General features: G+C 50.4%; 28 protein-coding genes. 14 read left to right on the plus strand and 14 right to left on the minus strand.

Annotated features, from left to right (window positions below; genetic code table 11):
* Window positions 1–101: 101 nt before the first annotated feature.
* The 6 genes from ACX93W_RS23195 to ACX93W_RS23220 all read right to left on the minus strand — a co-directional run bounded on the left by ACX93W_RS23195 (window position 102) and on the right by ACX93W_RS23220 (window position 5,107).
* A complete protein-coding gene (locus ACX93W_RS23195) occupies window positions 102–752 on the minus strand; it encodes a transglycosylase SLT domain-containing protein (RefSeq protein WP_459394758.1) in 651 nt (216 codons plus the stop codon).
* A gap of 390 nt (window positions 753–1,142) precedes the next feature.
* Entirely contained in the window at window positions 1,143–2,750 is a 1,608-nt protein-coding gene (locus tag ACX93W_RS23200) for a CBM96 family carbohydrate-binding protein (protein WP_459394759.1), read from the minus strand.
* On the minus strand, window positions 2,737–3,120 hold the full coding sequence (locus ACX93W_RS23205) for a hypothetical protein (RefSeq protein ID WP_459394760.1): 384 nt from the start codon (window positions 3,118–3,120) through the stop codon (window positions 2,737–2,739). Before ACX93W_RS23205 ends, ACX93W_RS23200 begins: the two co-directional genes overlap by 14 nt.
* Window positions 3,121–3,270: a hypothetical protein gene (locus ACX93W_RS23210; protein ID WP_245697243.1), complete on the minus strand. Its 150-nt coding sequence runs from the start codon at window positions 3,268–3,270 to the stop codon at window positions 3,121–3,123.
* A gap of 74 nt (window positions 3,271–3,344) precedes the next feature.
* Window positions 3,345–4,463, minus strand: coding sequence for a hypothetical protein (locus ACX93W_RS23215; protein ID WP_459394761.1), 1,119 nt, complete (start codon window positions 4,461–4,463; stop codon window positions 3,345–3,347).
* A gap of 110 nt (window positions 4,464–4,573) precedes the next feature.
* Window positions 4,574–5,107 (minus strand): RNA polymerase sigma factor, encoded by a 534-nt coding sequence (locus ACX93W_RS23220; protein ID WP_459394762.1) that lies wholly within the window; start codon window positions 5,105–5,107, stop codon window positions 4,574–4,576.
* Window positions 5,108–6,068: 961 nt separating this feature from the next.
* Between ACX93W_RS23220 and ACX93W_RS23225 the strand changes: the two genes are divergently transcribed.
* From ACX93W_RS23225 to ACX93W_RS23250, 6 genes are all read left to right on the plus strand, one after another.
* Window positions 6,069–7,475: an MATE family efflux transporter gene (locus ACX93W_RS23225; RefSeq protein WP_459394763.1), complete on the plus strand. Its 1,407-nt coding sequence runs from the start codon at window positions 6,069–6,071 to the stop codon at window positions 7,473–7,475.
* 174 nt (window positions 7,476–7,649) lie between these two features.
* A complete protein-coding gene (locus ACX93W_RS23230) occupies window positions 7,650–8,132 on the plus strand; it encodes a MarR family winged helix-turn-helix transcriptional regulator (RefSeq protein ID WP_459394764.1) in 483 nt (160 codons plus the stop codon).
* Between the two features lie 83 nt (window positions 8,133–8,215).
* The gene (locus ACX93W_RS23235) at window positions 8,216–9,166 is read left to right on the plus strand and encodes a ring-cleaving dioxygenase (protein ID WP_459394765.1); all 951 of its coding nucleotides are present in this window, start codon (window positions 8,216–8,218) and stop codon (window positions 9,164–9,166) included.
* Window positions 9,166–9,786, plus strand: a complete 621-nt coding sequence (locus ACX93W_RS23240; protein ID WP_459394766.1) for an alpha/beta hydrolase — start codon at window positions 9,166–9,168, stop codon at window positions 9,784–9,786. Before ACX93W_RS23235 ends, ACX93W_RS23240 begins: the two co-directional genes overlap by 1 nt.
* Complete coding sequence (locus ACX93W_RS23245) at window positions 9,783–10,397, plus strand: flavin reductase family protein (protein ID WP_459394767.1); 615 nt, start codon at window positions 9,783–9,785, stop codon at window positions 10,395–10,397. Before ACX93W_RS23240 ends, ACX93W_RS23245 begins: the two co-directional genes overlap by 4 nt.
* A gap of 76 nt (window positions 10,398–10,473) precedes the next feature.
* Entirely contained in the window at window positions 10,474–11,379 is a 906-nt protein-coding gene (locus tag ACX93W_RS23250; RefSeq protein WP_459394768.1) for an NAD(P)/FAD-dependent oxidoreductase, read from the plus strand.
* Between the two features lie 61 nt (window positions 11,380–11,440).
* On the opposite strand, the gene ACX93W_RS23255 is transcribed toward ACX93W_RS23250, so the two are convergent.
* The 8 genes from ACX93W_RS23255 to ACX93W_RS23290 form a co-directional block, all read right to left on the minus strand.
* Window positions 11,441–11,926: a hypothetical protein gene (locus ACX93W_RS23255; RefSeq protein WP_459394769.1), complete on the minus strand. Its 486-nt coding sequence runs from the start codon at window positions 11,924–11,926 to the stop codon at window positions 11,441–11,443.
* Window positions 11,927–12,025: 99 nt separating this feature from the next.
* Complete coding sequence (locus ACX93W_RS23260) at window positions 12,026–12,592, minus strand: beta-class carbonic anhydrase (protein ID WP_459394770.1); 567 nt, start codon at window positions 12,590–12,592, stop codon at window positions 12,026–12,028.
* 296 nt (window positions 12,593–12,888) lie between these two features.
* Window positions 12,889–13,731 carry a 1,4-dihydroxy-6-naphthoate synthase gene (locus ACX93W_RS23265; RefSeq protein WP_459394805.1) on the minus strand — a complete coding sequence of 281 codons (843 nt, stop codon included), beginning with the start codon at window positions 13,729–13,731 and terminating at the stop codon, window positions 12,889–12,891.
* 44 nt (window positions 13,732–13,775) lie between these two features.
* Window positions 13,776–14,471: a futalosine hydrolase gene (locus ACX93W_RS23270; protein WP_459394771.1), complete on the minus strand. Its 696-nt coding sequence runs from the start codon at window positions 14,469–14,471 to the stop codon at window positions 13,776–13,778.
* Window positions 14,472–14,517: 46 nt separating this feature from the next.
* Window positions 14,518–16,788, minus strand: a complete 2,271-nt coding sequence (locus ACX93W_RS23275; RefSeq protein WP_459394772.1) for a PAS domain S-box protein — start codon at window positions 16,786–16,788, stop codon at window positions 14,518–14,520.
* 65 nt (window positions 16,789–16,853) lie between these two features.
* A complete protein-coding gene (locus ACX93W_RS23280) occupies window positions 16,854–17,333 on the minus strand; it encodes a hypothetical protein (RefSeq protein WP_459394773.1) in 480 nt (159 codons plus the stop codon).
* 27 nt (window positions 17,334–17,360) lie between these two features.
* Window positions 17,361–17,864 (minus strand): hypothetical protein, encoded by a 504-nt coding sequence (locus tag ACX93W_RS23285; RefSeq protein WP_459394774.1) that lies wholly within the window; start codon window positions 17,862–17,864, stop codon window positions 17,361–17,363.
* Between the two features lie 111 nt (window positions 17,865–17,975).
* Window positions 17,976–19,190: a cupredoxin domain-containing protein gene (locus ACX93W_RS23290; protein ID WP_459394775.1), complete on the minus strand. Its 1,215-nt coding sequence runs from the start codon at window positions 19,188–19,190 to the stop codon at window positions 17,976–17,978.
* A gap of 306 nt (window positions 19,191–19,496) precedes the next feature.
* On the opposite strand from ACX93W_RS23290, the gene ACX93W_RS23295 reads away from it, so the two are divergent.
* The 8 genes from ACX93W_RS23295 (at window position 19,497) to ACX93W_RS23330 (ending at window position 24,277) form a co-directional block, all read left to right on the plus strand.
* Window positions 19,497–19,790 (plus strand): hypothetical protein, encoded by a 294-nt coding sequence (locus ACX93W_RS23295; RefSeq protein ID WP_459394776.1) that lies wholly within the window; start codon window positions 19,497–19,499, stop codon window positions 19,788–19,790.
* A gap of 327 nt (window positions 19,791–20,117) precedes the next feature.
* On the plus strand, window positions 20,118–20,651 hold the full coding sequence (locus ACX93W_RS23300; protein ID WP_459394777.1) for a YceI family protein: 534 nt from the start codon (window positions 20,118–20,120) through the stop codon (window positions 20,649–20,651).
* A gap of 173 nt (window positions 20,652–20,824) precedes the next feature.
* A complete protein-coding gene (locus tag ACX93W_RS23305; RefSeq protein ID WP_459394778.1) occupies window positions 20,825–21,187 on the plus strand; it encodes a DUF423 domain-containing protein in 363 nt (120 codons plus the stop codon).
* A 116-nt stretch (window positions 21,188–21,303) separates the two neighbouring features.
* The gene (locus ACX93W_RS23310; RefSeq protein WP_459394779.1) at window positions 21,304–21,942 is read left to right on the plus strand and encodes a TetR/AcrR family transcriptional regulator; all 639 of its coding nucleotides are present in this window, start codon (window positions 21,304–21,306) and stop codon (window positions 21,940–21,942) included.
* A 95-nt stretch (window positions 21,943–22,037) separates the two neighbouring features.
* Window positions 22,038–22,412 carry a hypothetical protein gene (locus ACX93W_RS23315; protein WP_459394780.1) on the plus strand — a complete coding sequence of 125 codons (375 nt, stop codon included), beginning with the start codon at window positions 22,038–22,040 and terminating at the stop codon, window positions 22,410–22,412.
* Window positions 22,331–23,161, plus strand: a complete 831-nt coding sequence (gene yidC, locus ACX93W_RS23320) for a membrane protein insertase YidC (protein ID WP_459394781.1) — start codon at window positions 22,331–22,333, stop codon at window positions 23,159–23,161. The genes ACX93W_RS23315 and yidC overlap by 82 nt, the downstream gene beginning before the upstream one ends.
* Window positions 23,162–23,237: 76 nt before the next feature.
* Window positions 23,238–23,936 (plus strand): pirin family protein, encoded by a 699-nt coding sequence (locus ACX93W_RS23325; RefSeq protein WP_459394782.1) that lies wholly within the window; start codon window positions 23,238–23,240, stop codon window positions 23,934–23,936.
* Between the two features lie 14 nt (window positions 23,937–23,950).
* The gene (locus ACX93W_RS23330; protein WP_459394783.1) at window positions 23,951–24,277 is read left to right on the plus strand and encodes a hypothetical protein; all 327 of its coding nucleotides are present in this window, start codon (window positions 23,951–23,953) and stop codon (window positions 24,275–24,277) included.
* Window positions 24,278–24,694 lie beyond the last annotated feature (417 nt).

Here is a 24,694-nt window from a genome sequence, read left to right on the forward strand (position 1 = left end):
TGAAATTTGGTTGCCCATACTCTAGTGGTCGCTCCATCCCCGTTAGCAGGTGCAAACAAAAAAAAGGCCTTGTTTCCAAGGCCACAGCTTTTTGTGTGGAGTCAGGCATTTTTATTGATGGTCTTAAGAACAGTGCTGACTTTTTGAAAATAGGTGGAACGATACGTACCTCGCGAAACGTTTCCTTCACCCTGATTGTAAGCAATGATTCCTAGTTCCTCGCCAAAGCGGTCTTGATTGTAGGCCAAATAGCTGACGCCTATTTCGATATTGACAGACGGCTCCCTTCGATCGCCTTTAATGCCTGTGGCTTTCTGTGCGGAAGGGCGAATCTGCATTAGCCCAACATCATTGTTTTTGCCAACGGAATCAGGGGAGAAGTAACTCTCAACCTGAATCATTGCGAGGACTGTATAAGGGTCGACGTCATAGGTCTCGCAATGCTTGACGATAAGAGAGGCGTACAGTGCGGCGTTTTTTTCGGCAACTCCCTTGCTTAACATGTGGTCAATAAGGTCCTGCTCGACCTTGCCAATCTTGTTTTGGTCCGATTGGTTATCGTCAGCAGGTACTGAGCTTTCTATAGGGGCTGGCGTTTCGGCAACGAATGCTGCCTTAGGGGAGGGCAAGGTGGGGTGTATTGCCTTGACGTTTGTGCTCTCGATAACCGCAAGCGGCTTCTGCTGTTGGGTTATGTCTTGAAATACAATAGATAGGGCTGCTGCTGCCGCTATCATTATTAATTTCTTCATGTGAGCACGCATCAGAGTTCATTCCCTTCACAGTCGAGAAGCTCAATCAGCTTTTCGTAGGCCGGGAGATTAATAATGGATATCTCGAGCCAATGCTGGAGATTGTCAAATTGCTTGTCAGCTAGCCGTTTTTTGCTTATAGAGCTTAGGAAAAGGGATTTATTGGAGGAAATAAATCGCAATTCCTTAGTGTTCAGCCGGGGGTTGTCCACGAGGGTAAGGGCCGAGGCGGTTCGGGGGTCTACATGAATGTTCTCAGCAAGCATCTCTATCACTCTCCTTCGTTATCAGTAGTGGGAGTGACAAGGCAAAAAGTTGCAAAAAAAGAGGCCCGAAGGCCTTGTGTGAGAAGTGGAATACTATTAAATGAATGGTCAGAGCCTTTTTTACTCACTGCCAGGGGTCGGCTTTTGCGTAAATGTTAAAATCCCCGCCTGCCATTGTATCTTCCCGGGTTACAATTCTTACATAGAATAATGCCGATTCTCCATCTGGAAATGTGCCATTAAAGGTGAGAGAGGACTCGGGAATAAATGGGCTGTTGAAATGGCTGAGCTCGATAGATATTTTGTCGGGAAATTGCAAAGGATCTACGTACACTCTAAGGTTGCTGACCTCATAACCCGCCAAATTCTGGACGTACACTTGCCGGGGAGACGAAAGCTGACCAGCAGTAAGAGTGCCGAAGTCGAGCAGCTTAAATACATCGTTGTATCCATCAGAGTAGTAAGTACCGCCTTGCCCGGTTCCGTTATGGAACCCTATAACTGGTTTCTTGAGGTATTTGAGCGTTAATTTTGGTCTAATGCTAGTATTGGCATGCCTTGTGCTTGCAAATGTGGCGGTGGCATACCAGCTGTTATTCGTACCTGCGAACGAAAGGGCCAATCCATTATTTTTTGGTTTAACATCTGCATGAAAGAAGTAATTGGTAATGTCATACTTCCACCAGCTATTGACGGTTGCGCCCGAAGGATTGCCCTTCAACAGGTTAACCCCGAAATTAGGCGCGTTTGAAGTGGTTATCGTAGATCTATTCCAGGGTGAAAGGATGTGAAATGCCCTATGGGAATCAGCAAGAATCGAAGTGTTGTTTAGAGACATTCCGGTGCAATAAAGCTCCAGGGCCGCTTCATTTACCACAGTATGTTCAAAATTCGTTTTGAACTGGATAAGGGTCTTGTCCAGGTTGTTTCTGCTCATCCCTCTGATGACCAAATTGGGTGAGTTCCCGTAGTTGGTGCTGGAGTTTCCGCCTGAGCCGGATGTGATGTAGGAATCTTGTATAATTGCAGAGTCGCCCTGCAGTTCCACTGTAGGGTCAATCATTACGGGATATGCGGCTTTCCGCAGAAAATCCTCGTCGGTCACAAACAACGTCAGCTCATCAAATGGCGCCCCGTAAACCAAATCATAATGCACGCCGTAGCTGACTACACCGTCTGAATCGATTAGGTACGGCTTTCCCATGTCCCAAATCACATGACCGTCAAGATCGTAAATTACGATAGAGTCGCCTTCTTTTTGTAATGAAACATTTCCGGTTTTTATGGTGAAACGGAACTTTCTTTTATCATTTTTTTGGTGGAGGATTATGTTCTCCTTCAGCATTCCTTCCAAAACAATATATTCAACGTCCACGTCCGTGTAACAATTCTTGAACGTGCATGAGGAGCCTTCACATTTCATATCGGAGGGAGTGGAGTCTTTCAGTTTAAAGGTGATCCACTGCTCCTTCTCTCCATCTGTTCTTTCTATGCTGACCAGGTGCTTGTTATCTGAAGTGTTGTCGCCAAAATACACCTTGAATGTATTGGATAGAACTCCTTTGGAAAATTCCCACCGGTTAAAGTCTTCAACATCTGTTTTTATTTCTTCCCATCTTCCCGGTTTCGCAAGATAATGCAATGGATAGGAGGATATTTCGGCGAAAAAAGCTCCTTGTCCGGTATAATAATGCTTTTCGAACATTTTCCTCAGGTTTTTAACCTCCCTCAAGCACATCCCCCTCCTGGTAAACGGGATCGGTTGTTTCATTGGTCCCAATCTCTGTGTAAACATAGTCGCCAAAATCCTTAATATGAATTTCTATTTTGGGAAAGGAGCTGTTGGCCTGTTCTTTGTTAAGGAGCTCTTCAATGGCTTCCAACTGGAAACACTGATTTTTGCTTATTGGCGGCTTAATGCTCTCATTTCCCTCGTCTACTCTTAGCCACCAGCGGCGGATTGTTTCGATTGTAAGGGTTTGGTTGATAAAGTTCCCGCAGTGGTTGCACCAAAGAACCAAAGCTTTGTCGCATTCCATTTCTTCAGGCACGAATGATGACTTTTGCCCGCAATGCGGACACTTATTCATAAATCCAATCATTCATTTTCTCCTTTCTCCTTCAAAATAGTTGAAGTAATCCTGCTTCTCGCTTAAGGGCTCGTATTGAATGCCATTGTCGGCAGGGTAAGGCTCGGTATGAATCACGTTTAGCTCTTGAATTTCCTTAGGTATACCTCCGGGAAATGCCATACAGGTCATTCTTCCGCGTTCGTTTCGATTGAAATGTTTACAAAATACGCATGGTACGGTAATGTCCATTTTTCCTACCCCTCACATTCGAAACCTCCGTATTGCTGATACCATTCCCATATCTTGGCGTCGATAGGAATACCCGTGATTTTTGCCGTAAAGGCTTCTGGCATCAACTCAATGGGAAACCACTTTGTTGCATAGTTGCTCAAGTTATTGGCGATATATGCCGCTTCGGCATTTGATAGAATCGTTTTTGCTCCATAGTTGTCGGGGTCGAGGCTTGAATACTGGTAAAATGTCTTTGCCCCTACATTATGGTAGTGCAGCCAGTGACCCAGTTCATGGATGATGGTCCTCAGCTTATGCGGAGACGATTTCTGGCCTGCATCATATTCGGCTTGCGTGATCAGCTCAGCGTTACTAAAATCGTATCGGTTGCTAATCACGACCTCGCCTGTGCCTGGGTTAAAGTACCCGTTAGCTCCTTTGGCGTTCTGGATAGAGATAGTTAGCTTATGTTTCTGGATCATTTCTGCGAACTCTCCGCATGTATTCAGGAGCAAGGCCAAAGCCTCCGTAACATAATTGGCCGCTGAAATCTTCCCGGCAAAGTTTGCGCGAATACCCAATGCTGATGCCCATTTTACGGCTTCGGCAACAGAAGAGAACGGTTCCCATGCAACAGGCAGCTGTAATGCTCCGCCTGGGGGCAAACCTGGCGGCTGCTCGGTTTCTGGAAGTTCAGGCGGCGGATCCGGATAGACGCCCAGGTTAGTCTCTCCCGTCAGAATCAAGTCGAGGCCGGGGTCAGTCAGGAAGTGAAACAACAGCTCAACCGTTTTTCCAGTACCATTAGATGTGTGATATTCAAACAGGAATTCGTGACCTGGCTTTACGGGGTGAGCAACTTGGAAGTATAGGCCCTCCTCGTAACTTTTACAGAAAATCATTTTGGCAATTGTTCTCCCGCCAACAGACAGATTCCAATAATCTGTAGCGTCTTGACTGCTGCTCCGAATGGAGATCGCATAAAATTCCAAGTCGTCGGACATTGTAAAGGTGTCGGTAATGATGCGATTTCCGTTAGCTTTGGCAGGTATGTCAATCGCCCTGCCGACAAAGTGCGGTTCCGTCTTCGTCGGAAAGTAAGGAGGATCAATCCGCCCGCCTACAGCGTACCTTCCCATCATTTAGACCACCGCCCGAAGCCGCTTTTGGGCGTAAAAAATCAGATTTATCTTATGGGGATCAATCATAGTGTCCTCCTAATATGAGATCATCTTGTTCGTGTTTTAGAGCTCTAACCTTGGCATATTTGTTTCAGCTTGCTCATGGCTCGAGATGCATGTGATTTATCCAATCCGAGATGATTTGAAATTTCGGTCGGCTTCATAGCGATTCCCTCTTCAGTAAAGAGCATAAAATTTAGAATTTTACGTTGCTGCGGAGTAAATTCGTCAATATGGTTGAGATAGTCGATCCGTACATCGGATAGGCCGTAACCTGCTTCCTCGGTTGCGTAAGAGAAGTAATCGATAGTTGAGCCCCGATCTTCATCAGCTCCATCGCAATAATTGACCAGAGTGCTTCGCTTTGTAATCATGCGATTGTTTTTACGATAGTAGTCGTAGACGGTTCGCTGGACTACGGTATGAGAAAATGAAAATACATCTTTTTTGACCTTGTTTTGATTGATAGCCGTGAGGATGCGCAAAACGGCCTCGGATTTGACTTCTTCACGGTCTTCATAGCGAACGCCTCTTAGAACATAGTTGAAGATAGGCGCAAGAGTTTCGATAGAGAAGTTGGATACAGCTGCTACGTTATTATTCATTATCAGTTCCTCCAGTGGGATTATTTGTGAAATAAAAACAGGGGTGGCTTGTGCTATCAGTGGTCGTTTTAGAGTTTTGAAAAGGTGTGGAAGACTTTTGGGAAACTTGAGAGGCTGCTTGCCTCTTCTGTGGCGAGAGGGCGGCGTGGAAACAAAAAAAGAGACCTGCTAGGCTCGCCTAACAGGTCTCTTGGGTTTGCTAGACCCCGGTATTACAGGGGGCTAGCGCTATTTTGTTGGAGGCTGTTACTAATGTCGGCTTAATATTCTGAAAATTCTGTCAATAATAGTGCGGATAAAAAAAACCTGCTAGATTACACTTGAAACATGTAATCTGGCAGGTTCTCAAGAAAATAGTATATTGATAAAAAGCCTCCGTGCGAATTAAGCTCAGTAAACGTCATTGGGCCTGGGTGTAGCGTCCGATCCAGCCAACCGTGATGCCAGTTGACGGAGAAACAAATGCCGCAGCAATAAGCGTTCCGAAAAGTAGCCACCCTAACGTTCATTTCCCCAATGGATTGAACAGATAGTTTAAAAAATGGCTAAAACAAACGCTTACTCATAAAAATCAAGACATGTATTCCACCCCTTTTTCTCAAATTCTAGCCCAGGTTTAACCTGTGTTCGTAATAAAGTGAATAAAAAAAAGAACATATGTTCTTATTGATTATTGCTATCTTAGCATTTGAAATCCCAGATTGCAAGGGAAATAAGAAAAAGCTGTAAATAGTCTGGGGTTAATGGAAGCTGGTTCTAAGCCCAGCTCAATTGCGCAATACTTCATACTTAGCAAACAATTGTGATTTATACTGATTTTGCAATGCGGCCAACCAAGGGACGGGGGAGTTGAATCCGGAAAAACCCCAACAGTTTTTACTGAAATTGACTGGTGTAAAAGCCTCCATTATATGCTACGATACGTGTTGCGCAGATAGAGAAAGCAAGATTTTGACACAGGATGAAGGTGACAGGAGTGCAAGAGCAAACGGCCCCTGGAAAGGGCCAAAGTAAGGACCTAAAGCTGTTTTATTTGACATGGCCGATTTTTCTTGAAATATCGCTGTTCATGATGATGGGCATAGCGGATACGTTTATGTTAAGCGCGATTTCCGACAATGCCGTGTCGGGGGTTGGCGCCTCCAATCAGTATCTGCACATCGTGCTGCTGCTGCTTGAGGTGATCGGCAACGGGGCATCCATCGTGGTGGCCCAATACATCGGCTCGCGGAAGTTTTTTGAAGCGGCCAAAATATCCGCGCTGGCGGTGACGCTGAACCTGCTGGTTGGTATCGTGCTGAGCATCGGGTTTGTAATGTTTAACGGATACCTGCTGCAATCGCTGAACCTGCAGGGTGAAGTGCTGGAGTTTGCGAAGAGTTACCTTCGGATCGTAGGCGGCGCGATTTTCCTTCAGGCGATTATCAATTCGCTTGCGGCGATTATCCGCGTGCACGGATTTACTAAAGAAGCGATGTATGTATCGCTTGGCATGAACGTTGTTCATATTATAGGTAACTACGCTCTGATTTTCGGCAACTTTGGCATGCCGGTCTTGGGCGTGGAGGGGGCTGCGATTTCAACCGTGGTCAGCCGACTGCTCGCCGTTTTTGTCTTCTTCTGGATGCTGTATCGGATTATGGAGGTTAAAATTGCCGTACGCTATTATTTCACCTTGTCCAAGGAGTATATCGGCAAAATTCTGAAAATCGGCATTCCCTCTGCTCTCGAGCAGGTGATGTACCAATGCTGCCAGCTGGTGTTCGTGTTCTATACGACCTATTTGGGCGAAGCGGCGCTGGCGGCTAAGCAATACGCGTCCAATATTTCCATGTTCATTTATTTGTTTGCATTTGCCGTTGGCATGGGTACCGCGATTATGGTTGGCCGTCTCGTAGGGGCGGGACGGGCGAATGATGCCTATACGAGAGTGTGGATGAGCGTTCGTTCCGCAAGCATTGCCACATTGGTTGTTGTGGTGGCGGTTATGCTGTTCCGTCATCAGCTGGTCGGCTTCTTCACGGACGATGCCGAAGTGCTGAGGCTGGGCGCGCAAGTGCTGCTGTACAGTTTGATCCTGGAGACGGGACGTACCATCAATATTGTTATCGTTAATTCGCTGCGAGCTTCCGGCGATGCCAAATATCCGCTGTTCGTCGGCATGTTTACGATGGTGGGCATGAGCTTGCCTCTGGGTTACCTGTTTGTGTTCCATATGGGCATGGGCTTGCCGGGCATTTGGCTTGCCATTGCCGCGGATGAATGGATCCGCGCCATTATCTTTTATTTCCGCTGGCGCAGTCGGGCTTGGGAGCGGCATTCCTTGGTCCGCCCAACGGATGCTCCATCCGCATCTGGACATGCGTAGCAAATACAATTGTCTATAATATAGAGGAAAGATGCCTCCAACGCCGCGAGCAGGGCGGAATTGGGGGCTCTTTTTTTGCACAGAAAACAGTTTGCCGCTCAGGGGTTGACAGGTGGATTGAATTCTGATATCTTTAATTTAAGATATTTGATTTTAAAAAAAGGAGGCGATGGGATGAAAAGCAATGAGTTACCGGTTCAAGAACAGAGCAGCCGCGTTGCAGCATCCGATCCGGCGCTTGGCCTGTACATCGCTTTATCCAGAGCGAGCCAATGGGTGAATGCTCATGCAGACCGCGATATTCGGACGCATGGACTCAATCGCACCGAGTTTGGGGTGCTGGAGCTCCTGCACCACAGGGGGCCGCAGCCTCTGCAGCAAATTGGCGAAAAGGTGCTCATGAGCAGCGGGAACATCACGTATGTGGTGGATAAGCTGGAGAAGAAGGGCTTATGCCGCAGGCGGGCCTCGGAACGCGATCGCCGGTTGATCTACGCGGAAGTGACGGAGAAGGGCAGCGCATTTATAGAGCAAGTCTTTCCCGAGCATACTAAAATCATTCAAGCGGCTGTAGCGGGCCTTAGCGAGGAAGAAAAAGCGATCGCAAGCCAGTTGCTCAAGAAATTGGGGAAGACAGCCCAGCAGTCCTTCAAGTAGCCGGAAGACGGCCTTGACGACTGCTTTTACAGACCATATATCTTAAATTAAAGATACTTTAAAAACAAAGAGGAGAGATAATAATGAAAACTATTCAAACAGCAGGTATCCACCACATTACGGCATTTGTTAGAGATCCACAGGTGACAAGCGATTTTTATGCAGGTATTCTGGGACTTCGAATGGTGAAAAAAACGGTCAACTTTGATGCGCCGGAGGTTTACCATCTGTATTTTGGGGATGAAGCGGGAAGCCCGGGAACAATCATCACTTTCTTCCCTTGGAAAGATTCGCGGAAGGGCCGGGTCGGAGGCGGCCAAGTGGGTATCACCACTTACGTGGTGCCGCAAGGGTCGTACGAGTTCTGGCGGAACCGGTTGTCCGCTTATGGCGTGGAGGTACAGGAAACCGAACGTTTCGGTGAGCAGTATCTGCAATTTGCGGACCCTGACGGTTTAAGAGGGGAAATTGTTGCCCGGGAAGAGGGCGCGGCAAGCACCTGGTCTTTCGGAGGCGTGCCTGCCGATAAAGCCATCAAAGGCTTTGGAGGCGCGGTATTGTTCAGCACGGCGCCATCCCATACAGCAAAGCTGCTGGAAAACGTGATGGGCATGGAGCGGATCGGCGAAGATGTTGGTTTTGTCCGGTTCAAAGCATTCGGCGATATCGGCAACGTAATTGATGTGAACGCAGAAGCGATGCCGCATGGCTCCGGCGGGCACGGAACGGTGCACCATATCGCATGGCGGGCCAAAGACGATGTCGAGCACGCAGCTTGGCGACAATGGGTGGAGGAAAACGGCCAAAGCCCAACTCCGATCGTAGACAGACAATATTTCAATGCGCTGTACTTCCGCGAGCAAGGCGGCATCCTGTTCGAAATCGCAACGGATCCTCCAGGCTTTGCAAGAGACGAAGAGCCGGAGCATCTGGGGGAAAAACTGATGCTGCCGGAATGGTACGAAGGACACCGGACAGCTATTGAGTCCATGCTGACTCCTTTTGAAGTCCGTGAAATTGAGGAGGTTAACTAATGAAGCATCTATTTGAACAAGGCTCTGATCCCAATGCTCCCGTTCTGCTGCTCCTGCACGGAACAGGGGGGACCGAAAGAGATTTGCTGCCGCTGGGGAGACTTCTGTCTCCCGGCTCTTCCTTGCTAAGCCCAAGGGGAAGCGTGCTGGAGAACGGAATGCCCCGGTTTTTCCGCAGGCTGGCGGAAGGAGTATTCGATATTCCGGACTTGCTGGAAAGAACGGAAGAGCTTCATGCCTTTCTGGATCAGGCGGCCGCCCAATACGGCTTTGCGAGAGACAATATCGTTGCGGTGGGTTACTCCAACGGAGCAAATATAGCGGGAAGCCTGTTGTTTCAATACCAGGGAAGCCTGAAGGGGGCTGTCCTCCATCACCCTATGGTGCCGCTTCGGGGGACGAAGCTGCCTGATTTGAGCGGTGTTCCGGTGTTTATTGGAGCTGGCGAAAATGATCCGATCTGCTCCCTGGCAGAGAGCAACGAGCTAAACGAACTCCTGTCCGGGGCCGGTGCGGAAGTGGAGCTCCATTGGGAGCGGTTTGGTCACAGCTTGACGGAAAGCGAAGCAAAAGCAGCAGCTAACTGGTTCAAAAACCACTTTGGGGAGGCAAACGCATGATCCATATCGATCCCGCGGCAGGTTCGGTTCAGGATAACTACAAGCTGCTGATTGGCAGCATTCTTCCCCGGCCGATCGCGCTTGTCACAACTTTATCGGAGGATGGGGTGCTGAATGCGGCGCCCTTCAGCTTTTTCAACATCGTATCGGCAAATCCGCCCATGATCGCGGTGTCCGTGCAGCGCAAGGACGGCGGGCCGAAGGATACGGCGAGACATGCCATGCATCGCGGGCAATTCGTGGTCCACATAGCGGATGAAAGCTATATTGAAGCCGTCAATAAAACGGCGGCGCCCGTTCCTCCAGAGGTAAGCGAGGTGGAATTGGCGGGTTTAATGCCCGTTGCCAGCTCAACCATTGAAGTGCCTGGCGTGCAGGAGGCCCGTATCCGTATGGAATGCGTGCTGGAGAGGTCGCTTCCGCTTGGAGGGCAAGGCGGCGAGCCGGCATGCGATCTGCTGATTGGCCGCGTCACGGCCTTTCATGTCGCCGAAGAGCTTTACCACGAGGGACGCATAGACGCGGCCAAGCTGCAGCCCGTCGGACGTATGGCAGGCAATGATTACGCCCGGTTAGGCGACACTTTTACGCTGATTCGTCCCGGAACCTAACGCCATTCATAGACCGCCTCCGAATGCCATATGCTGTGTGGAAGAGTCATTATAACCCGGAGGGCGGGGTACGGCTATGGAATTGGATTGTGCAATCGTGGGAGGCGGACCGGCTGGTTTGAGCGCGGCGCTGGTTCTTGGCAGAGCGGGCAGGCGGGTCGCGGTGCTGGATGAAGGCAAGCCGCGCAATGCGGTCGTGCGGCAGACCCATGGCTTTCTTACAAGAGACGGAGCGTCTCCGCGGGAGATGAGACAGCTGGCGTGGAATGAGCTGGCCCGTTACGATAGCGTCATTTTGTCGGGTGAAAAGGTGTCCCGGATCAGGCGGCTGGGGCGAGGGTTTGAGCTGGTTTCGGGAGACGGCTCTACCCGTTATGCGCGCAAGCTGCTGCTTGCGACCGGACTGTCGGAAACGCTGCCGTCCATTCCTGGCATAAAAAGCTTCTATGGCAGCAGCTTGTTTAGCTGCCCTTATTGCGATGGCTGGGAGCTGCGGGGGCAACCTCTTGTCGTTATTGCTGAAGGACGAGGCGGCTTTGGCCTGGCCAGGCTGGTTCTGCAGTGGAGCCGTAATGTGACTCTGTGCACCAACGGCATGTCGAATGCAGTAACGAGCGATGAAGCTAATTTGCTCCGGCGTCACGGGGTGGAAGTGATACAAGAACCCATAGTTGAATTGATCGGCGAGGAAGAACGATTATCCGCCCTTCGTTTTGCGAATGGCAGAAGACTTCACTGCACGGGCGGGTTTGTGTCTCCATATTGGCGGCAGAGCTCGCCTTTTGGCGTTGCGCTGGGCTGTGCGATGAACGAGCGCGGCGGATTGGAGTCGGATGGGCAGGGCCGATGCAGTGTTTTCGGGATTTACGCCGCCGGAGATTTGACGGTCATGTCGCCGGCGCAAGCCATTATTGCCGCTGGAGAGGGCAGCAAAGCCGCGATAGCTATTAATTCGGACTTGATCAACGAGGATATTCTGTAAGTGAAAACAGTGGTGTGAATCCGGGGGAGCGGCATGGCTAAAATGCCGGCTGTAAAGATAGCTAGGACGCCAGGTTAATCTGGCTGCCCGCCATCGCTAAAGTCATAAGGAGAACGCCCGCCACGATCGGCAAAAGCAGAATGCCCGTCAGCCACTTTTTGCGGTGCTTGGTCCATTCAGCTTGTTTTAAGAGCAGATCGGTTCCCCAATAGAGCAGGGCCGTTAATGAACCCGCTATGGCAAGCGGCACAAGCTGAAAGAACAAGCCGAAGACAGCGCCCATCAGCATATGCAAGGCAGCGGACAACAACAGTTGAACCCATCGGCTCAAAGTCAGCCTTGCAAGCACAAAGTCCAGTGTCAACGAAACCAATGTCCCGTACACGAACACTACGGGAATGGCATAAAGGCTAATGAGAGGCAGCCATGACAGCAGTTCCTGAACAACGTAAACCGAACTTCCCGGCGAAATGGCGAACAGATACCAAAAATACAGAATGACGGCACCACAAGCTAGGTAGGAACTTAATACCTTCCTGAGAACCATTGCACCACTCCTCATGGATTGGGGTTTGGAAAAAAGCCGCCTGTTATCCGCTAATTGACGGAAACAGGGCGGCTTGCGGCCAAGAGCCGTAACAGTCCGCTACTCCTCGCGATAATCCTGGACAATAACTTCCAGATACCCCGTTTCAGGATGCATGATAAAGCCATGAACGGGTATCGCTTTTGGAAACAGCGGATGTTTCCGAATCATTTTGACGCTGTGCATAACGCCTTCCTCAGGCGCGCTGAAACCGCGCAAAAACTTCTCCATACGGATGCCCGAGTTTTCCAGCGTTTCGATAGCCAGCGGATCAATGCCGTGTTCGCTGAACTTGCTGATCATGCCTTTGGCGTCAAGATTGGTCATCCCGCAGCCGTGGTGGCCGATTACAAGCACTTCTTTGGCGCCCAGTTCGTAGACGGCAACCAGAATACTGCGCATGGCGCTCCCGAACGGCTGGGTCAGAATGGCGCCGGCATTTTTAATAAATTTGGCATCACCATTGCGAAGGTTCAGCGCTTTTGGCAGCAGTTCCATCAGCCGCGTATCCATGCAAGTTAAAATTGCAATTTTTTTCTCCGGGAATTTGTTGGTGATATACGCTTCGTATTGCTTTTCTTCAACAAATTGTTTGTTGAAATCCAGAATTTGGGGTACGATTGACAAAAGACTTCCTCCTTCATACAAATGCTTAAGCCGGGTGTCTGCAATGGCTTGCTTTTTATTATTCATACAATTCTCCGATTCGTCAAATGAAAATGGTGGTGAAAACCCGTCCGCCTATGAAAAATGTCATTACAAGCAACCATTTTTCTTTAATTAAATGCCCAATGGGTATATTGAGAATGGTGCACCTTCTTGGAATAATGTACTTCTGAGTAGTTTCCCCAAAAAAAGACATCCCACCGGATTGTTCCCGAAGGATGTCTTTTTTAATACGCTTTTTTCGGATCAGCGCAAAGTTAGTTGCGCAGCAATGAAAGATCAAATGCCGGGACGAGCTTATGCTCTGCCGCGCGGCCCAATAAGGACTCGATTGCGCCAAAGCCTTCATCGCCCAGATTTCGGCTAAAGGCATTGACGTAGAGATCGATGTGCGATTTGGCGACCTGCGGAGATAGCTCTTGGGCATGCTCCATAACATAGTCGCGGGAGGCCTCAGGATGGCTCCAGGCGTAATCGAGCGACTCTCCGATCCATTTGCTAAGTGACGCTGCATCGACATCTCGGCGTGCAATAATAGCCCCAAGCGGAATCGGCAAGCCTGTATCCACTTCCCACCAGCTACCCATGTCGGCCAGCAGATGAAGGCCATATTCCTGATACGTAAAGCGGGCTTCGTGGATGACCAGCCCCGCATCAACAATGCCGTCGCGCACGGCGGGCATAATTTCGTGGAAAGGCATCACGACTATGTTGCCGACACCACCCGGCACCTGCTGCTCCGCCCAGAGGCGGAAAAGCAGATAGGCAGTGGAGCGTTCGCTTGGCACGGCAACCGTTTTGCCTGCAAGTCTGGCTCCGCCGCGTCCTCCCGCCATTTCTTCGCGCGCCAGAACTAGCGGCCCGCAGCCACGTCCAAGCGCTCCTCCGCAAGGAATGAGACGATAATTGTCCAATACCCACGGCAGGGCAGCGTAAGATATCTTCATCACTTCCGGTCCTTGCAGCTCTGCAGCCCAGTTATTGGTGATGTCGATATCCGCATAGGTAACCTCAAGCTTAGGAGCATCTGCGATCAAGCCATGCGCCCAAGCGTGGAAAATAAACGTGTCGTTGGGACACGGCGAATAAGCGATGTGAATCATGAAGCAACTCTCCTTTCAGATCAACAATTAAAGCGGCCTGTCTAAGTCCGGCCAGCCCGGAGCGCCGGAGCAATAGCGGCAGCGGCGTTCTCCAGCGCTTGCAGCGCCTCTCCAATACGCCAAGCGCCGCGGTCGCGCGGTCCAATGGCATTGGAGATCGCGCGAAGCTCAAGCGCGGGCGTACCTCGACGCTGTGCCGCCAGGGCAGCGCCAAACCCCTCCATAGCTTCCGCGGCGGCCGCCGGAAACCGATGCAGAAGCCGGCCTGCCGTCTCCGCCGTTCCCGTGGCGGTAGTGACGGTCAGGATAGGAGCGGGCCGTACCGGCAGCCCTGCCTCCTTCAGCGCAGACAAAAGCCGGGTATGCCACTCTGCATCGACGGGAACCATGGAGGAACCAAAGCCCAACTCGTCGATGCTCAGGAATCCTTCCGGCGACTCGGCGCCCAGATCGGCGGCAATGATGGCGTCTGCCAGCACAAGGGAGCCGATAGGCGCAACCTGCGGAAATCCGCCGGCAATCCCTGCGCTGATGACAAGCTCGTAACGTCCGCCTGCCAATGCCTCCGCTGTTGCGGCTGCTGCCGAGGCGGGACCTGCTCCGGCTGCGATCACAACCGCCGCTTCTTCCGAGCCAGCTCGCGACAAACCGCGAAGCACGGCGCTTTTCTCGGCTTCCACTGCCGTAACGATCAGCACGGGGGCATTTCCTTCTACCGACTGCTCAACAAAAGTCATTGGACTAGCTCCTTTTAGAGGTGGGTGCATGGTTGGTGCATTTGGATCAAGATTCATTTTGAACGGGAAGGATGATCTCCACGCAGGTGCCTTCTCCTGGCCCGCTGCTAAAACGCATGATGCCCCGGTGATTAGCGATAATTTGCTGGCTCACCATGATGCCGAGGCCGTTGCCGCCTTCTTTGGTGGAGAAAAAAGGCTCTCCCAGCCGCGCCAGGTTTTCCTCCGCAATGCCGGAGCCTTGATCCATAAAGGTGATGGCGGCTTCGTCGTTGCCAAGCGGCTTGATTTCGATGCGCAGTTCGCCTCCGCCTTGCATGGCTTCAATTCCGTTTTTGATCACATTGACGAATACCTGCTTCAATTGGTTGCCGACCCCAAAGAGCCCAATTGGCTCCTCGGGAAGCTTCAGCGACATGCATACATTGTTTTTGCGGGCTTCGGAATCAAGTAGCAGCATAATATCCTTGATCAAATCCCCAGGCAGCACATATTCGTACCGATTGGCCTGGGGTTTGGCCAGAACGAGGAATTCGCTGACGATCATATTGATCCGGTCCAGCTCCTCCAGCATCAGATTCAAATTTTCATCCGACAAATGCCCTGTCGTTTTTTGGAGCTGCACAAACCCGACCAGCGTCGTAAGCGGATTTCGGATTTCATGAGCGACTCCTGCAGCCAGTTGACCAACAACGGACAGTTTTTCCGAGCGGCGAAGCATCTCCTCCGCCTGCTTGCGGGAGGTGATATTCCGGGATATGGTGGCGACAGCGACGATTTGCTCCTGCTCGTCCCGTATCGCGGACACGGTCATGCTGACATCAATCAGTCGTCCGTCCTTGGTGAAGCGGACCGTTTCGCAATCGCTTGCGGAGCCGCCTTGAAGCACTTCATCCATTAATTTCTGATAATCCTGCAGCTTGTCGCCGGGTATATTGGGCAGCGGCTTGTCCAGCACTTCTTCTTCAGACCATCCAAACATCGTCACAAAAGCTTTGTTTACCTGCATGATATGACCATCCCGATCAACAACATGGATGGCATCCGAGGTATGGCCGACAAAAGACTCCAGGTATTGCTTGGTATTGCGAAGCTCCGCAGCCGCATCCTTCAAACGAGTCGTATATTGATGCAGGTTGCTCCCCATCACGTTCACTCTTTCCGCGAGGGTGCCTAACTCGTCTTTGTTGCGAATGATGATGGTTTCGCGGAAGCTGCCGTTGGCGATTGCCGTAACCTTGTCCATGATTTGTCTGAGCGACCGCAGCATGTAGCCCGCGATAAAATAACTTGCCGCCATCGTCAAAAGCACCAACGCTATGGAAATCAGACCATAGGTGAGCAGCTCCCGCTTAAGCGGCTGTCCCACTATTTCCTCGCTGAAAGCGACGCCGATGACGTAAGGTTTGTCGGACGGTATTGGAATAAAGCTGCGCCGCACGTCGCTGCCTTCGTACTGGAACTTGGCGGTTTGAACCGCCCCGCTTTCCAGCACATTTTGTATATAGACGGAATCCTCCGCTGTATTGCTGTAGGTATAGGTGCCAAAAGGAACGTCCCTGACATCCAGATTGTAGACGGGAATGCCTTTTTTCATTTTAATAATACGCTTTTTCCCGAAAAACTCGGGACTGAATCCCGAAATTTCCAATATGCCGGGATGCAGCGATAATATTTTTTCGATAACGGCATTGGTGCCGTTGACGAGATCGTATTGCAGATTGTTGGTATCCATGATGGTATTGATCATGTAATTGGTGGTACCGTCGTAATAATAACCCCACTTATTGATCTGATCCGGGTTGGATGCGGCAAAATTGATCGGGCCGGACCAGTAATGCTTCATGCTGACTCCGTAATCCACCCGTACCTGCTGCAGATTAAACAGCTGATGGAAGGCCAAATCCCAATAATCCCAGGATTCCGACTTCAAGCCGCGTTCGTCGGGATTGGTGGACATAACGGCTATGTTTTTGCCATCGATTCTCTGCCAGAGCGTAATATCGTTTAACTCCAGATCATTCTTCAAAGCAACCAACTGTTCGTCCGTCACATCGGCGATATCCGGACTCAGGCGATTTTTGGCGACAATAGCGGCCAGCCTCAATTCTCTGGCGAGCGCGTTTTCCATCGTTTCCCGGCTATTCTCGAAATTTTCGATGGTAACCGCCAATTGCTTGGCGATTGTATGCAGTTGCTGCTCCATCCCCTCCGCTTGCGTGTGCTTGGCGCTTATATAAATAAACATCATATTCAGCATCAAAATAAAGGCAACGATCAAGGAGATGGAAGCGGACAGCTTTGCCTTAATCGACATGCAGATTCCTCCCAATGTCTTGTTGTCGTGTATTACAATTAGACAAGAGGGGACCAAAATCCTGTTTATTTCCGTTGAAACTCTTCTTCTTCCATATATTGCACAACCTCATTGTAGCTTTCGAAGGCCATATCCAAATTTAATCCGGCGTAAATACACCATAAATCCTCTTCCTTGCGGACCGTCAACACGGCTCCGGCGGAACTAATCCAATCTTCCTCCCGTGAAGGGGCTTTGCGCTCCTTGACGGCAAAAGGCGCTGCCGGAGGTTCGGACATCGCTTCAATCGCGCGGGCAACCAGCTCCCGCAGTTCTTCCTCCGAATAATCCCGAATGTTTACAAGCCCTTTCGAATCGACCTTCACATCATCCAGAAGCCCGGCATACACAAAGCCGTTCCCGCCGGGATGCAGATGGTAAACCACCGTTTTTTTGTCGTGGGCGCTGCCCTCGTAATGAAAATTTACCCTGCCAAGCGAAACATCCTTCCGCTCAAGCTCGGGGAAGGATGAAATCACATTGATCTTTTGTTCAAAAGTTAACATGTGGTGAGCAGGCCTCCAATAATGGGGTTAGTCCGTCTTTTTTCGGAGAAACAGCACGGCGGCCCCCGCCAAAATAAACAGGATGGCGATATAGGGCTGACTGGCAAGCATGTCTCCGACTAATCTGCCCAGCGAAAAGACGGCGAAAAACAACAGGGAAAGCACGGTTAAAATGTTGATGGGAATGAGCAGCCACTTATTGCGGTTGCCGAACCAATAAAATTCCAGCAGGCCAACAGCGGGAGCCAGGACAAATCCGGGCCACATATAAGCCCAGTTGTTGAAAAGCATCGCTATCTGGCAGACAAAACCGACCGTCAGAAGCAGGCCGCCTGGTATCAGCAGTCCGGCGCCGTTCCGGCCTGTCATGCCAAAGTACAGCCAGTGGAAGAACAAACCTAGCGGGATTACGAACAGAGATGGCCAGAACAGGGCAAAAATTTTGCCTGGTCCAAAGCTTTCTCCTTGATTCAGGAGCAGGATGACGCCTAGCAGCAGGAGCAGCACTCCGCCAATTGTTTTGATCTTCATCTTGAACACTCTCTTTCTCCATTAAATTATAGCCTTACTTCAAGGGAAAACCAAGCATGCCTCTAAGGCGCGTATGCAAAATTTGGAGCGAGCCGATTTTGCATGCACGTCCTAGCTCGCATGAGGTTGGCAGCGGGGGGGAAGATTGTCCCGGCCTTCGTAGAGCAAGTGGAGCGCGATGGTGCGGTCCGAGTCGCTGGCGAAGAATTCGCCGCAAGGATCGGCATTGTCTTCCGGATTGTCGGCGCGAAACGCTACAATGCATACATCGCCCGGCGCAAGCTCCAGGTAATGCTGGCCGTCCACGCTTTGCTCGATGTCTTTTCCGTTCAGCGATACGACGTTCATCGAATGGCCTGCCAGCTGCAGGGGCAGCTCGGAGTCGCTCCGGTTCACAATTGTAGTTTTGACAAGCTCCCCTTCGCGCACAATCAGCAATGGATTATGGGAGAGCACCTTTCCGTTCACCGTATCATAAAAGGATGGCACGCCGTTGAAAAAAGCCAGCCGGTTGTCCAGCACAACCTTATATTCCCGATCAAAGGATTCGCCTTGCGTGTTTCCGCCATCGGATGAGAGGAAGCGGGATGAACCCGAGGCGCTCCCGGATGCCGCTAAATCCGGCAAAATGCTGCTTCCGCTGTCCGCCAGGCTGTTCTCCATGGCCAGCAGGACGGGAACGCTAATGACAACAAATGCCGCGCTAATCATTCCGGTAATGCGCAGCCGTCGTTTCCAGGGAAAATATCGGGTTGCATCGGATGATAAACAAGCCTTGCGGGATTGGCCGTTCTGCCCCAGCAACACCATCATGGACAGCAATAGCAGTGCCGCCAATGGCAATAAGACGGACAGCCAGCGGAACGGAGCTGGAGGGAACACAACAAAGTAGCAAGACGCCGTCGCAAACAAAGCGGCTATTTGGGAGGCAGCGACCAATGCAGGCTCCGTGGCATGGCGTCTCCGGGGCAAATCAAGAGCATGTTGTCCTTGTCCCGCCGTACGCTGGATGAGCATGCGCAGCCTTGGCTGCACCTTCGCCAGGATTAGCACGACTGCGCCTGCGGCAAGCGGCGCTCTGAGCAGCAAGCGGTCGCCCCAGATGGCGGGCTGGGCGACCATGATGATGGCAAGCTCCGCGGCAATAGCGGCGATCGCCGGAACAACTGCGGCTGCAGCAAGTCTGTGCAAGCGCACCGCCTTACGGTGGAGATGCTGCTCCGACGGACTGAAGATCAGCTTTGACGCCCCGCTGGCAAGCGCCAGAACGGCAAACAGCAGACAAGCCAGCATGGATTGCTCAAGCAGGTTAAGTACAATGTACATCTTTGTTAATCACCCCGAACATAATGGCTTTTTTGAAATTCAGGTCCTCGATAACTGGACTTCAGTCGATCTTCTCGGCGCTGATAACCGGGCTTTTTGTACTTACATTAATAGTAGCTTTTGCAATTGCCGGCTGAAACAGACGCGGGACTTAATCTTGTACTGGACTTGAGTCGGGGTTGCCGGGCACAGTGCTTCGGAATAGGACGGCATACGTAAAAACTTCCTATAATACGACATTTTACACCCCTTGCGGCGTAAACTGAAAGCGCTACAATTAATGTAGAGACAAGGGAGGTGACAAAAATGAGTGAAGAGCATGAAGTGGTAGAAGCTCTGGAGGAAAGCGCTGAATTGCTTGCGGAAGAATCGGCGGAGGAATCAGCCGAGGAAGCGGCAGAGGAGCCGGAAGCAGCTGTAGAGGCGGAGGAAGTCGTCGAAGCTGAAGGTATTTCCCTCGATGCGGAGGCGGAACTGGAAGAGGAAGCGGCGGAAGCTGCCGCAGCCGATGAAGGAGACGACGAAGCGGAGGCCGAGGAAGCAAGCGACGCCGACGGCGATGACGAGGCGGATGATGAAGCTGAGGACGCAGCCGACTAGCGGCGCAGTTCTTCAGACACTTCTCGAAGCATTCGTTATGTGCCAGATGCGCTTATGTAATCAAGGCATTATTCTGCTTTTTACGGCAGCTTAGATTGGAAAGCACTTCATCTTTGAAGTTTCATAAATAGATGACAGAGTCGTTTTGCGATTCGCTCTAACCGGTGAATGCAGAACGGCTTTTTTCGTTATGCAATGGGTCGAAACCATTTTCAAAAAAAGGAGTTGACAATCAGATATCTTTAGATTAAGATAAACTCATGAACTAAACAAAAGTAAGCGAATAAATATTATAAAGTAAATAATAAAACATCGGAGGTTTTTAAAATGACAAAAGCAAAATGGGTAGTTGACGCATCGCACAGCGCAGTGGAGTTTTCTGTAAGACATATGATGATCGCCAAAGTTAAAGGCGCGTTCCATGAATTCGAAGCTGATATTCAAGCTGATATTCAAGATCTGACAACGGCGGATATTGCTTTCAAAATCAATTTGAGCAGCGTGGACACTCGTAACGGCGACCGCGACGGCCACTTGAAAAGCGCCGATTTCTTCGATGTTGAAAATCATCCGACACTGGATTTCAAAGCAACATCCATCACCAAATCAGGTGAAGGCGAATATGAATTAACCGGAGATGTGTCGCTGCATGGCGTAACGCGTTCCGAAACGTTTGAAGTAACTTTCGAAGGCTCCGGCAAAGATCCTTGGGGCAATACAAAAGCAGGCTTCAGCGCAACAGGCGCGATCAAACGCAGCGATTACGGCTTGACTTACAACGCTGCATTGGAAACCGGCGGCGTGCTGATCGGCGATGAAGTGAAAATTTCCCTCGAAATCGAGGCTTTGCAACAAGCTTAAGCGGTTCAGGAGAACTTTTCTCCCCCTAATCCAATCAAACCCAAACAACATGAACGGCTGTCCGAATTCCCGGGCGGCCGTTTACGCATGGGCAAAGCTTTGACAAATGCCGTCCCAGACTTGATAATCAGATTGTCGCAGAAGATGATCTCAACGATAAAGGAGAATGCTGAATGCAAACGTTGCTGCTGCTGGGAAGCGCCTGCATGGCGATTGCCGTTATATTGGGAGCTTTCGGAGGACACGCGCTGAAGCGCAAGCTGGCCCCTGACAAGCTGGATGTTTACCTGATCGGGATTCAATATCATATTGCCCATGCGCTTGGGCTTCTGCTGCTTGGCGCCTTGTCGCCGGCATTGGTTAACGGGGATTTGATCCAGCTTGCGGGCTGGCTGCTGTTTGCCGGAATCGTATTGTTCAGCGGAAGTTTGTACGCTTTAGCGCTCACAGGCGTGAAACGCCTCGGCATCATTACGCCGCTTGGCGGTTTGTCTTTTATCGCGGGTTGGGTTGTTGTTGTGATCGCGGTTCTGTAAGCTGAGCAAAAAAATGATTCCATCCAATATTTAAACCAACATGTGTTGCTTAGATATGCTACACTAATGATGCAAGGCTGCCGGCTTACGCTTCATCCGGAAAGCCGGAGTGAATCGTGGAGGAGCTGAGCAGATTGGAGCAAGCCAAAAAAGATCCGCGCGTTTTGCGCACCAGACAATTAATTCAGGACGCCTTTTTGTCACTCATTCACCATAAGGACATTCAGGAAATAACGGTCCGGGATATTACCGAAAAAGCAACCATTAACCGGGCGACCTTCTACGCCCACTTTGCGGATAAATACGAACTGCTTGATGAAACATTATCCAGCATGCTCAAAGAAACGCTGATGCAAAAGCTGCAATGCCATGAGCTGTTTAGCGAAGACACCATGGTTAAAATCATCGTGATTATGTGCGAATTCCAAACCTACTTCAACAGCCAATGTCCCAAGACGAATCAGGCGTCCCTTCCTTATGCGGAAGAGCGCATCAAGGAAGAGCTGCAAAAGTTTTTGCTTGCCCTGATTCAGAAAAGCCCTGCGTATGAAGATATGAACGGGGACCCGGAGCTGGCTTATACGGTATCCGTCATGATGAGCTGGAGCATTTACGGCGTTTCCGCCGCTTGGAACAAGGGCGGGCGCAGCGTCTCGACGCAGGAAATGGCCTGCCGGGCCCAACGTGCGATGCTCCGAGTGCTTCAGGAATTTACGAATATCGATTCATCCCGCTTGACTTCCATTGCTACCTAAAATGGGAGGCTTCATGCGCGAGGGCGTGACTTTTCCATTCAAGTGTTTTATTGTAGCGATATAACCTAACGTTTAGCCGAAAGGAGGGAATTGCTTTGATCGAGTTGATGCTTCACGATTGGTTGCCCTATTTGTTGTCCATCAGTTTGCTATGTACGTTAACCTGCATCGGGACCGTACATCTTTCGGCCTTTGTGGCCGCGCAAAAAGAATACAGGCAGTCTGGCGTAATCGAAACGGTTATGATGCCGATTGTGGCGACGGTAAGCGGAACATCCAGTACCCGTCTGGTCCGAAGAGTCAAGCGCAAGGATGCGCCGGATGATGATGACAATGATTGCGGGATCTCGTTGGCAGAGAGAAATAACAACCAACGAGGAGGCTTATTATGCCCGATAAAAAACAATTCCCGCGCCGATCGGCCCGGAGTCGAATCTATGCCTTTGCCCTGCTTGGCCTTGGTCTGCTGACCTTAACCGGTTGCGGCAGCGCAACTGGAACAATTAACGAATCAACGCCAGGAACGTTTAATCATTACGTTATTTACCCGCTGTCTCAAGCCATTCAATGGCTGGCTTCGCAGTTTCATGACAACTACGGCTTTGCCATTATGGCCATCACGATCATCATCAGGGTTGTTTTGTTCCCGCTCATGCTGCGCCAATACCGTTCGCAGCGCGATATGAAGCAGAAGATGGCGATCCTTCAGCCAGAGCTCAAAGTGCTGGAAGAGAAGTACAAAGGCAAAACAAAGCCGGAAGATGCAAAAGAAAAGCAGCAGGAAATGATGGCGCTATACAGCAAACATAAAGTAAACCCGCTGGCGATTGGTTGTTTGCCTATGCTCATCCAGCTTCCTATCCTGACAGGTCTCTATTCCGCAATCCGGTTAACTCCGGATATTGCTTCACATTCCTTTTTGTGGTTTAAGCTGGGCGAGACGGATATGCTGCTGCCTATTATTGCGGCGGTGATATATTTTATCCAGTTCAAGGTTTCCCAAATCGGAAACGATTCGCCGCAGAACAAGCAGCTTGCTTTTATGGGCTATTTGTCTCCGATCATGATGGGGGCGTTCGCCCTGTTTGCCCCGGCGGCGATTTCGCTGTATTGGGTGACAGGCGGCTTGTTTATGATCGCCCAGGCCTTTTTGCTCTCAAAGATTTATCCCATGGCCAAAAAAGAAATAGTGCCGGAAGGCAGCAAGGCAACGGGGTAACCGCACACTTCCCGGTTCACGACGACCGGTTTATATTATTGGACTCCAAAGGGCTCCATATTCAAGGGGGATGGATATGATTAAGGTACTTCCGGCCGCAGAGCGGCATGAAAGCGATCTGGGCTGGCTGCAAAGCCGCCCGGTCTATTCCTTTGGGGGTTATCAGGACCCTTCGCGAGGCGGCTTTGGCGTGCTTCGCGTTTGCAATGACGATCGGCTTGCGCCGGGCAAAGGCTTTGGCGCGCACCCCCACAGCGATATGGAGATTGTGTCGATTGTGCTGGAGGGCGAAATCCGCCATGAGGACAGCTTGGGCAATGCCGTAACGACGACATTTGGCGAGGTTCAGGTCATGTCGGCGGGCAGCGGCGTTATTCATACCGAGTTTAATGCTTCCAGCGATACCGAACTGCGCTTGCTTCAGCTATGGTTTATGCCTGCCGAACGCGGCAAAGCGCCCGGCTATAAAGCCGGCGCCTTTTCCGTCGAAGGGTTACGCAATCGGCTGCTGCCCGTGGTGAGCAGCGAAGCGGGGCCCGGCGTTGTGCCAATCGACCAGGATATGACGATCTTTTTATCCCGTCTGGATGCCGGAAAGGATCTGGTCCATAAAACCTCGTCGGGACGCAAGTTGTTTCTCTATGTTATAGAGGGCAGCTTGAACGCTGAGGATGTTACGCTGGTAGCGGACGACACGGCAGAAATACAGCTTGAAGCCGCGCTCCGTCTATCTGCTGACGGCGAAACGTTTTTTATGTTGATCGATATGCCTTAGGGAGGAGGATTCTCGTGAAGGAAACGCTGCTTGTGAAGCATGCCGTAAGTGGAAGAACGTTTTTTGATACGCGCCTTAATGCGATTCCATACCAGGTAGAACCTCGCAACGAAGGCTGGTTGTTCAGCATTGAGACGAAGCGCGACGAAAACGTGGAAGGGTTGCTGGAATGCCGGGAAGAGCTCAATGTGTTTATTTTCCGGGAACCGGATAACGAGCCGATTCTGAAAACATGGTATTACATTAAGGATGGTCCCGTTGTTTATGATGAACAGGCCGGCTTGCTGCTGATCTCGGCGCAATCCTGCATTCCATATTATCCTCATGAATATTCGCAATAACAAAACCAAAAGCAATAACAACAAGAGCAACAGCATCAACAACAACTACAGCAAGAGCAAGTGATCAACGACAAGATCAACAAAACCAAAAGCAATAACACTATCAACAAGAACAACAAAATCAACTACAGCAAGAGCAAGTGATCAACGACAAGATCAACAAAATCCAAAAGCAATAACACTATCAACAAGAACAACAACATCAACTACAGCAAGAGCAAGTGATCAACGACAAGATCAACAAAACCAAAAGCAATAACACTATCAACAAGAACAACAACATCAACTACAGCAAGAGCAAGTGATCAACGACAAGATCAACAAAATCCAAAAGCAATAACACTATCAATAAGAACAACAACATCAACAACAAGATCAACATCTATGAAATTAACGAGAACCTTAATCATTAAGTTA

Source organism: Paenibacillus sp. CAU 1782, from assembly GCF_054551715.1.

Bases quoted from the DNA above. Each gene is read 5' to 3' on its own strand.
- ACX93W_RS23195 (WP_459394758.1), bottom strand. From the start codon at position 752: ATGAAGAAATTAATAATGATAGCGGCAGCAGCAGCCCTATCTATTGTA.
- ACX93W_RS23205 (WP_459394760.1), bottom strand. From the start codon at position 3,120: ATGATTGGATTTATGAATAAGTGTCCGCATTGCGGGCAAAAGTCATCA.
- ACX93W_RS23210 (WP_245697243.1), bottom strand. From the start codon at position 3,270: ATGGCATTTCCCGGAGGTATACCTAAGGAAATTCAAGAGCTAAACGTG.
- ACX93W_RS23215 (WP_459394761.1), bottom strand. From the start codon at position 4,463: ATGATGGGAAGGTACGCTGTAGGCGGGCGGATTGATCCTCCTTACTTT.
- ACX93W_RS23220 (WP_459394762.1), bottom strand. From the start codon at position 5,107: ATGAATAATAACGTAGCAGCTGTATCCAACTTCTCTATCGAAACTCTT.
- ACX93W_RS23225 (WP_459394763.1), top strand. From the start codon at position 6,069: ATGAAGGTGACAGGAGTGCAAGAGCAAACGGCCCCTGGAAAGGGCCAA.
- ACX93W_RS23230 (WP_459394764.1), top strand. From the start codon at position 7,650: ATGAAAAGCAATGAGTTACCGGTTCAAGAACAGAGCAGCCGCGTTGCA.
- ACX93W_RS23235 (WP_459394765.1), top strand. From the start codon at position 8,216: ATGAAAACTATTCAAACAGCAGGTATCCACCACATTACGGCATTTGTT.
- ACX93W_RS23240 (WP_459394766.1), top strand. From the start codon at position 9,166: ATGAAGCATCTATTTGAACAAGGCTCTGATCCCAATGCTCCCGTTCTG.
- ACX93W_RS23245 (WP_459394767.1), top strand. From the start codon at position 9,783: ATGATCCATATCGATCCCGCGGCAGGTTCGGTTCAGGATAACTACAAG.
- ACX93W_RS23250 (WP_459394768.1), top strand. From the start codon at position 10,474: ATGGAATTGGATTGTGCAATCGTGGGAGGCGGACCGGCTGGTTTGAGC.
- ACX93W_RS23255 (WP_459394769.1), bottom strand. From the start codon at position 11,926: ATGGTTCTCAGGAAGGTATTAAGTTCCTACCTAGCTTGTGGTGCCGTC.
- ACX93W_RS23270 (WP_459394771.1), bottom strand. From the start codon at position 14,471: ATGACTTTTGTTGAGCAGTCGGTAGAAGGAAATGCCCCCGTGCTGATC.
- ACX93W_RS23275 (WP_459394772.1), bottom strand. From the start codon at position 16,788: ATGTCGATTAAGGCAAAGCTGTCCGCTTCCATCTCCTTGATCGTTGCC.
- ACX93W_RS23280 (WP_459394773.1), bottom strand. From the start codon at position 17,333: ATGTTAACTTTTGAACAAAAGATCAATGTGATTTCATCCTTCCCCGAG.
- ACX93W_RS23285 (WP_459394774.1), bottom strand. From the start codon at position 17,864: ATGAAGATCAAAACAATTGGCGGAGTGCTGCTCCTGCTGCTAGGCGTC.
- ACX93W_RS23290 (WP_459394775.1), bottom strand. From the start codon at position 19,190: ATGTACATTGTACTTAACCTGCTTGAGCAATCCATGCTGGCTTGTCTG.
- ACX93W_RS23295 (WP_459394776.1), top strand. From the start codon at position 19,497: ATGAGTGAAGAGCATGAAGTGGTAGAAGCTCTGGAGGAAAGCGCTGAA.
- ACX93W_RS23300 (WP_459394777.1), top strand. From the start codon at position 20,118: ATGACAAAAGCAAAATGGGTAGTTGACGCATCGCACAGCGCAGTGGAG.
- ACX93W_RS23305 (WP_459394778.1), top strand. From the start codon at position 20,825: ATGCAAACGTTGCTGCTGCTGGGAAGCGCCTGCATGGCGATTGCCGTT.
- yidC (WP_459394781.1), top strand. From the start codon at position 22,331: ATGCCCGATAAAAAACAATTCCCGCGCCGATCGGCCCGGAGTCGAATC.
- ACX93W_RS23325 (WP_459394782.1), top strand. From the start codon at position 23,238: ATGATTAAGGTACTTCCGGCCGCAGAGCGGCATGAAAGCGATCTGGGC.